This is a genomic window from Cellulomonas sp. 73-92, from assembly GCF_001898175.1.
Lineage (GTDB): Bacteria > Actinomycetota > Actinomycetes > Actinomycetales > Cellulomonadaceae > Cellulomonas.
In genome coordinates this window covers 257028-268805 of sequence record NZ_MKTH01000024.1, presented here as the reverse complement: position 1 = coordinate 268805, position 11778 = coordinate 257028, and the positions used below count along the sequence as shown (strand labels likewise).

The window sequence follows — 11778 nt, the reverse complement described above, 5'->3', positions numbered from 1 at the left end:
GCCGGTGGAGGGGCGGCAGGACGGGCCCGGTCGCCCCTCCACCGGGGTGCTCAGGAGGCAGCGCCGACCTGGGCGGCGGGCCGGGACGCGGCCGGCGCCTTGACGGCGAGGACGCGGCCCAGCACCACGGCGAGCGCGATGCCGACGCCGGCGACGACGATCGAGACGATGAACGGGTTGGTGTAGTCACCCTTGGCGCCACCACCCATCGACGCGCCGATCTTCGGGCCGAAGTACGCGGCGATCGAGTACGCGCTGAACATGATGCCGTAGTTGACGCCCTGGAACCGGGGGCCGAAGGTCTTCATGGTCAGGGCGGGGAACACGCCCATCACGCCGCCGAAGCAGAGGCCGAGCAGCACGATCCCGATGACGAAGCCGACGGTCGAGTGCAGCGTGAGGAGCACCACCATCGCCACGGCGACGACCGCGTAGATGAACACGACGGCCGTGGTGTAGCCGAGCCGGTCGGAGACCGCGCCCCACGCGAACCGCCCGGCCGCGTTGCAGATCGAGTAGATCGAGACGAGCACCGCGGCGGTCGCGGCGCTGATGCCGAACATCTTGGTCTGGGCGATCGGGGAGAGCTGCGAGGCGATGAGCAGGCCGGAGAAGGCGCCGGCGCCGAGCATGACGAAGATGAGGTAGAACGCCGGCTTCCTCAGCATCTCCGTCCACGTGTGGTTCACCGGGGCGGCGGCGCCGGTCGGCGGGGTCCACCCGGCCGGGGCGTAGCCGTTCGGCGCGGGCTGGATGAGCAGCGTGCCGAGCACGACGACGACGGCGTAGACGATGCCCATGCGGACGAACGCCGCGCCGACGCCCGACGACTTGATGATGGCCTGCGCCACGGGGGCGGCGACGACCGAGCCGGCGCCCATGCCCATGGTGATGAGGCCGGCCGCCAGGCCGCGCCGGTCCGGGAACAGCTTGATCGTGTTGTTGAGGCACCCCGAGTACGCGAAGCCCTGCCCCAGGCCGGCGATGAGGCCGTAGTAGAGGTAGAGCTGGGTGGTGCTGCTCGCGGTGCCGGTGAGGATGAACCCGAGCGCGAAGAGGAGCGAGCCGCCGAAGATCGCGAGGCGGGCGCCGCCGCGGTCGATGATGTAGCCGCCGGCGATCATGGGGATGGGGGCGATGGCCCCGTTGATGGTGAAGGCCAGCATGACCTGACCCATGGTCCAGCCGTGCGCGCTGGTGAGCGGCCCGGCGAACACCGAGAAGGCGTAGATCGCGCCGGTGCACAGCAGGACGAGCACGGATCCGGCAAGGACCCGCCAACGATTGATGGTCTGCATCACGGTGTCTTTCAGGACAGAGCGGCGACGGAGGCCGTGCGCTCGGGGGTGGACAGGGTGTTCAGCTCTCCCCAGACCTCGCGGAACAGTCCCGCGGGCATGGGGCTCAGGGTGGGCGAGACCGCGGGCGTGAAGTCCATCTGGTCGAGGACGTCGCGCTGGAGGTCGATGCCCGGGGCGATCTCGATGACGGTCATGACGCCGTCGACGAGCTGCAGCACGGCGCGCTCGGTGACGTAGAGCACGCGCTGCCCCCGCTGTGCCGCGTACGTCCCCGAGAAGGTGATCTGCTCGACGTCGAGCAGGAACTTGTGCGCCTTGCCTTCCGCGACGACCTTCACCTCGCCCCCGGCGACCTCGACCTCGAGGCCGCCGGCGGTGAACGTGCCGGCGAAGATCAGGGTCTTGGCCGACTGGCAGATGTCGATGAACCCACCGCAGCCGGCCACCCGCCCGTTGAACTTCGAGACGTTGACGTTCCCGTGGCTGTCCGCCTGGGCCAGGCCCAGCACGGCGCAGTCGAGGCCGCCGCCGTCGTAGAAGTCGAACTGCGAGTGCATGTCGACCAGGGCCTCGGGGTTGTACGCGTGCCCGAAGTCCTTCAGGCCCGCCGGGACGCCGCCGATGGCGCCGGCCTCCGTGGTGAGCATGATCTGGTCGCTGATGCCCTCCTCGGCGGCGACCGTGCCGACGTCGCACGGGATGCCGACACCGAGGTTGAGCACCGCCCCCGGGCGGAGCTCCATCGCGCTGCGTCGCGCGATGACCTTGCGCTCGGAGAGGGGGATGGGGGTGATCGCCTCCAGCGGCACGCGCAGCTGGCCCGAGAACGACGGGTTGTAGCGCGTGTTCTCGGTCTGGAAGTGGTTCTCCGGCTGCGAGACGACGAGGTAGTCGACGAGGATGCCGGGCACCTTGACGAGGTTCGGGTCGAGCGAGCCGGCGGCGGCGATCGACTCCACCTGCGCGATGACGATGCCGCCGCTGTTGCGGGCGGCCTGGGCGATCGGCAGCACCTCGAGCTTGAGGCCCTCGTGCTCGAGCGTGAGGTTGCCGTGCTCGTCGGCCACGGTGCCGCGGATGAGCGCGACGTCGACCGGGAACGAGGGGTAGAACAGCCACTCCTGGCCGGCGAGCTCGATGACCTGCACAACGTCGTCGGTCGAGGACGGCGACATGCGCGCGCCCTCGACCCGCGGGTCGACGAACGTGCCGAGGCCCACCTTGGTGATGACGCCGGGCCGCTTGGCGGCGATCTCGCGGTAGAGCTGCGTGATGACGCCCTGCGGCAGGTTGTAGGCCTGGCAGCCGTCCTCCTGGATGAGCTTGGCCAGGCCGGGGGAGGCGATGGCGATGCCCCCGATCCAGCGCTTGATGAGGCCGCGGTGACCCCAGTGGCTCATGCCCCTGTCGCGGCGGTTGCCCACCGCGGACGCGTGGACCACGGTGAGGTCGCGCGGGGCCGCCTCCGCCAGGAACCGCTGCTCGACGGCGATGAGCGTCTCCTCGTTGACGCATGCCAGGCCGAAGCCGGACAGCGCCACGGTGGAGCCGTCCTTGATCAGCGCGGCGGCCTGCTGGGGCGTGATGACCTGTGCCACGGGCGTCTCCTTCGTCGCATGGGCCGGGTGCGGCCCGGGCAGAACAATTCCGGACTTGTGACGTCCGTAACTAGGGACGATCGTCCTGAGAGACGTCGCGGGGCGTGGCCCGACGATGGGCACCGGGCGCCGGCGGGCGCCGCCGGACGACGACGTCGGCCACATCCTGCGAAAGGCACACCACGATGGACTTCACGCTGACCGACGAGCAGGAGCTGCTCCTGTCCAGCCTCGACGAGCTGCTCGAGCGCGAGTGCCCCGAGTCGTACATCGCGGACCTCGACCTGCACCACGAGTCCGCGACGAGCTTCCGCAAGGCCCTGCACGAGGCGGGCTTCATGTCGCTCGGCTTCCCGGAGGAGTACGGCGGCATGCCGTGCGACGCCGTCACGCTCGTGCTGCTCGCCGAGCGCGTCTGCCGGCAGGGGCTCAACAACGGCTTCGGCCTCGAGCTGCTGCAGGCGATGGACATCCTCGAGTTCGGCTCGGAGGCCCAGAAGCAGGAGATCCTCGGCCTGCTCGCCAACGGCCGCGTGCCGTTCGCGCTCGGGTTCACCGAGCCCGGCGCGGGCTCGGACAACTCCGCGATGACCACCTCGGCCGTGCACCACGACGGGCTGGTGACCTTCAACGGCACCAATACGCTCATCACGGCCGCGCTGCAGAGCAAGTACCTGCTGGTCATGGCGAAGAACCCGGACACGGACGACCCGCGCAAGGCGATCTCCATGTACCTGGTGCCGATGGACGCCCCGGGCGTGACCACCAACCGCCTGGAGAAGATCCTCTGGTACACGCAGGACAGCTGCGAGATCTTCCTCGACGACGTCACGCTGCCCGAGGAGGAGTGCCTCGTCGGCGTCAAGGGCAACGGCTTCAAGCAGCTGATGCGCAACTTCGAGATGGAGCGGCTCGTCATCGCCGCGACGTGCCTCGGCCAGGCGCAGTGCGCGTTCGACGACGCGGCGGCCTACGCCGCCCAGCGCGTCCAGTTCGGCCAGCCCATCGGCAACTTCCAGCTCACCCAGCTCAAGCTGACCGACATGGCGATCAAGCTCGAGAACATGCGCAACTTTGTCTACAAGACGGCCTGGATGCTCGACCGCGGGCTGCCGCTGAAGAGCCAGGGCGCGCTGTGCAAGCGGTACTGCGCGATGTCCGGGTTCGAGGTGGCCGACGACGCCCTGCAGATCTTCGGCGGCGTGGGCGTCACGGTCGGCGCCCGCGTCTCGCGGCTGTGGCGCGACCTGCGCGGTCACCGGTTCGGGGGCGGCACCGACGAGATCATGGTGCACATCGCGGGCCGTCAGATCGTCAAGGACCACAGCTGAGCAGCGGACCAGGACGAGGAGGAACCCCGATGAAGATCGTCGTCGCCTACAAGTGGGCGCCGAACCCCCAGGACCTCGAGGTCCGCGCCGACGGCACCGTGGACGAGGCCCGCGGCAAGCCGGCCGTCAGCGAGTACGACCCCGTCGCGTTCGAGCTCGCGCGGCGGCTGGCCGACGAGACCGGGGGAGAGGTCGTCGGCCTGACCGTCGGCGCCGCCGCGATCGACACCCCGCTGGCCCGCAAGGCAGCGCTCTCGCGCGGGCTGGACCGCCTGGTGCTCGTGGCCGACGACGCGCTCGCGGGCGCCGACAGCACCCGGCTGGCCGCGGTGCTCGCGGCCGCGGTGCGCGCCATCGGCGGCGTGGACCTCGTGCTCGCGGGCGACTCGTCGGTCGACGTCGCCGAGGGGCAGGTGCCGTTGACCGCGGCGGCCCAGCTGGGCTGGCTCGGGCTGGGCCGCGTCACCGCGGTGACCCCGGCCGCCGAGGGGTTGTCCGTGGAGCGCGACACCCCCGCCGGGGTCGCGGTGCTCGCCGTGCGCACGCCCGTGGTGCTGGCCGCCACTGCGGACGCCGTGGTGCCGCGCGTCGCGGGGATGAAGGACATCCTCGCGGCGGCCAAGAAGCCCGTCGAGGTGCTCGCGCTGGCCGCCCTCGACGTCCCCGCGCCGGCCGTCACGCTGGCCACGCTCGGGACGGCCAAGCCGTCCGGCGGCGACCGGCGGGCCGTCCTGTTCGACGGGTCCGACCCCGCGTCGGCGGCGTCGCAGCTGGTGGGCGCGCTGCGCTCGGCCGGCGTCCTGTAGGCCTCGCGCGAGGAAGTGGAGCAGCCCATGAACGCATCGAACGCATCGCAGTCCTGGGTCGTCGTCGCCGACGACCCGGCGGTCACCGGCCTGGTCGAGGTCGCGCGCACGGTGGCCGACGAGGTCGTCGCCGTCGTCGTCGGCGCCCGTCCGGTGGCCGACACCGTCGCCGCCGGGGTGGACCGCGTCGTCTGGCTCGGCGAGCCGGGCGCCGTGCCGCTGGAGGCCTTCGCGCCGCAGGTGGCCGAGCTCGTCGCCGCGGCCCGGCCGGTCGCCGTCGTCGGCGCCGCCACGCCCGCGGGCCGCGCGCTGCTCGGCGCGGTCGCCGCGCGCACGCAGGCGCCCGTGCTCGGTGGCGTGCGGACCGTCTCCGTCGCCGACGGGCGCGTCGTCGTGACGCACGCCGTCATGGGCGGCATCGCGGAGCGCACCGTGGCCCTCGAGGGCGGTCCGGCGGTGCTCGCGGTCGAGGCCGGCGCCGTGCCGGCCGGGGGTGCCACGGCGCCCGTGGCCGAGGTGGCCGGCGCCCCGCTCGACGCGGCCACCGTCACGCAGGTGCGGCCCAAGGTGCGCGCCGGCGTGGACCTGGGCGCCGCCTCCGTCGTCGTCGGCGTCGGCCGCGGCCTCAAGGCCGAGGCGGACCTGGGCCTCATCCGCGGCCTGGCCGCGGCGGTCCACGGCGAGGTCGCGTGCTCGCGCCCGCTCGCGGAGGGCGTCGAGTGGCTGCCGAAGGAGAGCTACATCGGCATCTCCGGCCAGCACGTTGCGCCCGACCTGTACGTGGCGGTGGCCATCTCGGGCCAGCTGCAGCACATGGTGGGCGTGCGCGACGCCAAGGTCATCGTCGCCGTCAACAACGACAAGAACGCGCCGGTGTTCGGCCAGTGCGACTACGGCGTCGTCGGCGACCTCTACCAGGTGGTCCCGGCCCTGACCGCGGCGCTCGGCGGCTCGGATGACTGAGCAGGCGGCGGGGGAGCCGGACTTCGACGTCATCGTCGTCGGCGCCGGCCCGGCGGGCTCCGTGACCGCGACGCTCCTGGCACGACAGGGGCTGTCCGTGGTGCTCGTCGAGCGCGGCGACACCCCCGGCGCGAAGAACCTCTCCGGCGGCGTGCTGTACGGGCGCGTGCTCGACGAGGTGTTCCCCGGCTTCGTGGACCAGGCCCCCGTCGAGCGGCGCATCACGCGCCACGTCACGACCTTCCTCACCGCGGACTCGTCGGTCGCGATCGACTACGCGGGCGGCCCGCTGGCCGCCCCCGTCAACGCCGTGACCGTGCTGCGTGCCAGGTTCGACCCGTGGCTGGCCGAGCGGGCGGAGGAGGCCGGCGCCTTCCTCATGCCCGGTGTCCGCGTCGACTCCCTGCTCACCGAGCCGGGCCCGGGCGCCTCGCCGCGCGTGGTCGGCGTCAGGGCCGGCGACGACGAGCTGCGCGCACGCGTGGTCGTCGCCGCCGACGGCGTCAACTCGTTCCTGGCCCGCAGCATCGGGCTGCGACCGAAGCCGCCCGAGCACCACCTGGCGGTCGGCGTCAAGGCGGTCGTCGGGCTGCCGCGGCGCGTCATCGAGGACCGGTTCGGGGTGACGGGCGACGAGGGGGCGGCGCACGCCATCGTGGGGGACTGCACGCTGGGCATCGGCGGCGGCGCCTTCCTCTACACCAACACCGAGTCGCTCTCGATCGGCGTGGTGCTGCGGCTGGACGACCTGGTCCGCTCGGGCCGCACGGCCGTCGAGGTGTTCGAGCACTGCCTGGCGCACCCGGGCCTGGCCCCCTACCTGCGTGACGGCGAGGTCCTCGAGTACGGCTCGCACCTGGTCGCCGAGGGCGGCCTCGGCATGGTGGGGCAGGTCGTCGGCGACGGGCTCGTCGTGGTGGGCGAGGCCGCCGGCCTCACCATCAACTCGGGGCTGACGGTGCGGGGCATGGACCTGGCCATCGGGTCCGCCGTCGCGGCCGCACGGGGCGTGGGGGAGGCCGTCGCCGCGGGCGACACGTCCGCCACGGGCCTGGCCGCCTACCGGCGGCACCTCGACGAGAGCTTCGTCATGCAGGACCTGCGCACCTACGCCAAGGCGCCCGCGTTCCTCGAGCGCGGGCGCATGTACGGCGCGTACGGCGAGCTCGCCGCGGGCCTGTTCCACGACGTGTTCTCGCTCGACGGGTCGCCGCGCCGGCACCTGGCGGCGACGGCGTGGCGCGCGGTGCGCCGCTCGCCGGTGACGATCGGACAGCTCATGAGCGACGGATGGGCGGGGGTGCGCGCGCTGTGAACCCGCAGACGACCGCGGAACGACTGGGGCACAACCGCTTCGTGCTCGACGAGGCGGAGTCCCACATCGAGATCGACCAGGAGGTGTGCCGACGCACCGGGACCGGCAAGCGGCTCGTCGCCGTCTGCCCCGCCGGCGTGTACAGCGAGCTGGAGGACGGCACCATCCTCGCCGAGTACGCCGCATGCCTGGAGTGCGGCACGTGCCTGGCGGTCGCCAGCCCGGGCGCTCTGCGGTGGCACTACCCGCGGGGCGGCTTCGGAGTCGGCTTCCGCGAAGGATGACCCCGCAAGGGGCCGCGCCGAGGTCACGGCGCCGCGACGACGATGCGAGTGGGCTCGTCGTCCGGCGCCGTGGCTGGGCCGCGATATCCGGCGGCGCGCAGCTGGTCGTCGACCATGAGGTCGACGTACTCCTGGATCCCGGCGCGCACGCGCGGCAGCAGCGGCGCGGGCGTGACGAGTACGTGCATGAGGACGGCACCCTCGATCGCGTCGAGGATGCGCATCGCCGAGGCTCCGGGCGCGAACTCGCCACGCTTGATCGCCGCCGCGACGCGCTCCCGCTCGTCGAGCACGAAGCGGGTGACGGCCCGTTCCCGCAGCGTCCCGAGGATGTCCGGGTTGGCCCACACGTCGGTGTACAGGCGCATCATCGCCAGCCCGTACTCGCCGAGGTAGAGGTTGGCCCGGTGCAGCGCGTGGCGGACGAGGTAGTCGCGCACCGAGGCGCTCGGCGCGGCGTCCGGCGTCTCCTCGTCGTCGTCGGTCACGCCGAACGCGTCGTTCTGGGCGCCGCGCAGGGCCGCGACGAGCACCTCGCCCTTGTCCGCCCAGCGCAGGTAGAGCGCCGACTTGCCGACCCGGGCCCGGGAGGCGATCGCGTCCATCGTCAGGCCACGCCAGCCCACCTCGCCGAACACCTGCAGCGCGGCGCGCTGCACGCGCGCCTCCAGCTCGGGGTCGCGCGGCCGGCCGGGAGCGCGGGGAGGCTCGACCTCCTCAGGGGGCACACCCTCGGACGGCTCGTCGACGGCAGGCATGGTCCCAGGGTAGCCAGCAGACCTGGTCCCGCCCGGGTCTTGTGACACCCGTCACACGGTGCCCACCGCCCCGGAGGGCCAGGGGTGATCGGCGCGCCTCATGCGGATCGCCCGACCTTCCGATACAAGAGCGGTGTCCCGCGCCGACACCGCGACGCCGGTTCCAGAGAGGCAGCTGGCCGTGAGCACTCCGGCGACCGTGATGGTCCTGACCCCCAGCCTGGGTGGGCACTACTTCGGTGAGCTCCTCACCGGCCTCGGCCGCGAGGTCTCCGCCGCCCACGGCCGCATGGTCGTCGTCGAGACGCGGCCCGCGTCGGCGCCGCGCGACGAGCTGTGGGAACCGAGCGACTTCGCGACGCCCGTCGGCTGGTCCGGCGTCGACGGCGTCGTCTCGATCACCACCGCGGCGAACGTCCCGTACCTGCGCAGGCTGCGGGAGGCCGGGGTCACGGTCGTCCTGTCCAGCACCCGGATGGAGGACTTCCCGGCGCCGGCGGCGATGCCGGACAACCACGGCGGGACGTTCGCGGCGGTCGAGCACCTCATCGCCCACGGCCATGCGGACATCGGCTTCGTGGGCAACTTCACCCAGCCGGACGTGCGGGACCGGTTCGACGCCTACGCCGCCGCGATGAAGGCGCACGGCCTCGCGGTGAGCTCCGACGCCGTCATCAACGCGGCCGACAACGGCGAGGTGGGCGGCCGGGAGGCCGCGGGCAAGCTGCTGCGGTCCCCGCACCGCCCGACCGCGCTCATGGTCGCCACCGACCGCAACGCGCTCGGTCTCATGGCGGTGCTGGCCGAGGCCGGCGTCCGGGTCCCGGACGACCTCGCGGTCGTCGGCTTCGACAACATCGAGGCGGGCGCGTTCGCCGTCCCGGCCCTGTCGAGCGTGAACCAGCGCTTCGACGAGGTCGGTGCCCTCGCGGGGCGGCTCGTGCTCGCCGGGATCCGGGGCGAGACGGTCCCGAACCGGGTGTTCACCGCCCAGTCGGTCGTCCTGGCGCTGCGCGAGTCCTGCGGCTGCACGGCGGACGGGCACCGCGCGCAGCCGCACGCGGGCGGCCGGCTGGTCGGCACCCCGGCCGGGCAGCCGCACGACGAGCTGCAGCACGCGCTCGTCACCGTCCTGCTCGCCGGCAAGGAGCCCGGCGACGCGACCCGCGACGCGGTGCTGGCGAGCGTGGGCACCATCGAGCGCCTGCTGACCGCCGACACCGGCGTGACGGACGTCGAGATCCGGGACCTCGTCGTCTCCCTGAGCCGGCTCACGCCGTCGCCGGATGCGCTGCGCCGCGTCCTGGACGCGGTCGTGTCGTACGCCGAGCGGGTGGCTCCCGACGGGTCGGCGGCCCGGTCGGCGGTCGCCGCGCGCATCGCCGCCGCGCTGTGGAAGGCCCAGGCGGGTGGGCTGCTGCGCCAGGTGGAGACGACCGAGGTCGCGATCGCCGAGCAGTACGTCGTCGACCGGGGGCTCCTCGACGCCGGTGAGAACGACCCGCGGGACCTCGACTGGCTCGCGGGGACCCACGTCACCACCGGCGTCCTCGCCCTCTGGGACGGAGATCCCGGCCGCGGCCGGCTGACCGTCGCGGGCACGTACGACCCGTTCCGGCGGGTGCCCGGTCTGGTCGGTTCGGGGGTGTCGGTCCGCGACTTCCCGCCGGCGACGATGACGAGCGGGGCGGCGGCCGGGGCGCCGGACGTGTGCGTGGTGGTCCCGGTCCGCACCGCCGCGCGCGACTGGGGACTGCTCGCCGTGGTCGGCGAGGTGGACACGAGGTCGGCGCGGGAGACCTACCGGCACTGGGCCTCGCTGCTGTGCACCGCCCTGGAGTCCCGGCGGCTGCAGGACGAGGTGCGGCGCAACGCGCTGTACGACTCGCTGACCGGGCTGCCCAACCGGCGGCTGTTCCTCGAGCGGCTGGACTCCGCGATCGCGGACCACCACCGGTCAGGGACGCCGTTCGCCGTGCTCTTCCTCGACCTCGACGGGTTCAAGCTGATCAACGACACCCTGGGGCACCCCGCGGGCGACCGCGTCCTGACGGTCGTCGGTGACCGGATCGCCCAGGAGCTGCGCTCGGTGGACACCGGCGCACGGTTCGGCGGCGACGAGTTCGCGATCCTCCTGCACGACACGGACGCCGCCGGCGGGCTCGTGGTCGCGCAGCGGGTGCAGGCCGTGCTCGCCCGGGGCCTCGACCTCGAGGGTCGCAGCGTCTCGGTCCGCGCCAGCATCGGCATCGCCGCCAGCTCCGTCGCCTACAGCTCGGGGGAGGAGATCCTGCGCGAGGCGGACACCGCGATGTACCGGGCCAAGACGACGGAGCCCGGGACCGTCGCGTACTTCGACGAGGCCATGCGCAGCCAGGCGGTGCACCAGCAGGTCCTCAACGCCGAGATCGTCGCCGCGCTGAAGGAGGACCAGCTCGAGGTCTTCTACCAGCCCATCGTCAACCTGGCGTCGGGCCGTGCCGACCGGTTCGAGGCGCTGGTGCGGTGGCGCCATCCCGAGCGCGGGCTCCTGCTGCCGCACGAGTTCCTCACCGAGATGGAGGAGACCGGGCTCGTCGTCAGCCTCGGCCGGCGCGTGGTCGAGAAGGTCTGCCGGCAGCTGGCGCTGTGGGGGCCGCGGGTGGTCAACGTCAGCATCAACGTCTCGGACCGGGAGTTCTGGAACCGCGGCCTGCTGCCGCACGTCCTGGCGACGCTGGAGCGCGAGGGGCTGACGCCGGACCGGCTGACGCTGGAGGTCACCGAGGCGACGCTCAAGCGCCATCCCGACGCCGCGCTGCGCCTGATGACCGAGATGCACGACGCCGGCCTCCGGCTGCACATCGACGCCTTCGGCACCGGCTACTCGACGCTCGAGACGCTCCACCGGTTCCCGGTCGACGCGTTCAAGATCGACCGCCGCTTCCTGCGCACGCTCGCCAGCGGGGACCGCACGACCGAGCTCCTCACCGCGCTCGTCAGCCTCGGCACGTCGCTCGGGCTCGCCGTCGTGGCCGAGGGCGTGGAGACCCTCGACCAGCTCGTCTTCCTGCAGGACATCGGCTGCGCGACGGGCCAGGGGTACCTGTTCATGCCTGCCGTGAGCGGCGACCACGCCACCGAGCTGCTCGACCGCGACCTCGCCGCGCCGCTCGCACCGCTCGACAGCGCCTCGCCCCCCGCGCCCCTGGGCGTCTCCGACCGGTAGCGCGGGCGCGCGTCGCGGTCGTCAGCGCTGCCGGAAGGCTGATCCGGTGCCGCTTGCCCGAGGGGTCTCGTCGGCGCGCGGTCGGGGCGGCGGTGCGGACGTGGTGCGCTCGACCCAGTCCATGAGGAACAGGAGCGCGCCGAGGGCGATCACGATCCCGACGACCACTTCGGCGATCTCGTCGAGGCCCACGGGGACGAGCCTCTCATCGCCT

Annotated in this window: 10 protein-coding genes; 6 read left to right on the top strand and 4 right to left on the bottom strand. The window is 73.0% G+C overall.

Features of this window, described 5'->3' with window-relative positions; genetic code table 11:
• Nucleotides 1-50: 50 nt before the first annotated feature.
• Together BGO37_RS16670 and BGO37_RS16665 are read right to left on the bottom strand one after the other, a co-directional pair.
• Nucleotides 51-1298: an OFA family MFS transporter gene (locus BGO37_RS16670; protein ID WP_291756764.1), complete on the bottom strand. Its 1248-nt coding sequence runs from the start codon at nucleotides 1296-1298 to the stop codon at nucleotides 51-53.
• Nucleotides 1299-1309: 11 nt separating this feature from the next.
• A complete protein-coding gene (locus BGO37_RS16665) occupies nucleotides 1310-2899 on the bottom strand; it encodes an acyl CoA:acetate/3-ketoacid CoA transferase (protein ID WP_291756763.1) in 1590 nt (529 codons plus the stop codon).
• Nucleotides 2900-3084: 185 nt separating this feature from the next.
• Here BGO37_RS16665 and BGO37_RS16660 point away from each other — a divergent pair, with 185 nt between their 5' ends.
• Genes BGO37_RS16660 through BGO37_RS16640 form a run of 5 tightly spaced genes read left to right on the top strand, consistent with a single transcriptional unit; the run spans nucleotide 3085 to nucleotide 7598 of the window.
• Nucleotides 3085-4230: an acyl-CoA dehydrogenase family protein gene (locus BGO37_RS16660; RefSeq protein WP_291756761.1), complete on the top strand. Its 1146-nt coding sequence runs from the start codon at nucleotides 3085-3087 to the stop codon at nucleotides 4228-4230.
• A gap of 29 nt (nucleotides 4231-4259) precedes the next feature.
• A complete protein-coding gene (locus BGO37_RS16655; RefSeq protein WP_291756760.1) occupies nucleotides 4260-5036 on the top strand; it encodes a hypothetical protein in 777 nt (258 codons plus the stop codon).
• Between the two features lie 27 nt (nucleotides 5037-5063).
• A complete protein-coding gene (locus BGO37_RS16650) occupies nucleotides 5064-5999 on the top strand; it encodes an electron transfer flavoprotein subunit alpha/FixB family protein (protein ID WP_291756759.1) in 936 nt (311 codons plus the stop codon).
• The gene (locus BGO37_RS16645) at nucleotides 5992-7314 is read left to right on the top strand and encodes an FAD-dependent oxidoreductase (RefSeq protein WP_291756758.1); all 1323 of its coding nucleotides are present in this window, start codon (nucleotides 5992-5994) and stop codon (nucleotides 7312-7314) included. The genes BGO37_RS16650 and BGO37_RS16645 overlap by 8 nt, the downstream gene beginning before the upstream one ends.
• Nucleotides 7311-7598, top strand: coding sequence for a ferredoxin family protein (locus BGO37_RS16640; RefSeq protein ID WP_291756755.1), 288 nt, complete (start codon nucleotides 7311-7313; stop codon nucleotides 7596-7598). The genes BGO37_RS16645 and BGO37_RS16640 overlap by 4 nt, the downstream gene beginning before the upstream one ends.
• 23 nt (nucleotides 7599-7621) lie before the next feature.
• On the opposite strand, the gene BGO37_RS16635 is transcribed toward BGO37_RS16640, so the two are convergent.
• Nucleotides 7622-8356 carry a TetR/AcrR family transcriptional regulator gene (locus tag BGO37_RS16635; protein WP_291756753.1) on the bottom strand — a complete coding sequence of 245 codons (735 nt, stop codon included), beginning with the start codon at nucleotides 8354-8356 and terminating at the stop codon, nucleotides 7622-7624.
• Nucleotides 8357-8537: 181 nt separating this feature from the next.
• Here BGO37_RS16635 and BGO37_RS16630 point away from each other — a divergent pair, with 181 nt between their 5' ends.
• Complete coding sequence (locus tag BGO37_RS16630; protein WP_291756752.1) at nucleotides 8538-11564, top strand: EAL domain-containing protein; 3027 nt, start codon at nucleotides 8538-8540, stop codon at nucleotides 11562-11564.
• 21 nt (nucleotides 11565-11585) lie between these two features.
• On the opposite strand, the gene BGO37_RS16625 is transcribed toward BGO37_RS16630, so the two are convergent.
• Nucleotides 11586-11756: a hypothetical protein gene (locus BGO37_RS16625; protein ID WP_291756750.1), complete on the bottom strand. Its 171-nt coding sequence runs from the start codon at nucleotides 11754-11756 to the stop codon at nucleotides 11586-11588.
• Nucleotides 11757-11778 lie beyond the last annotated feature (22 nt).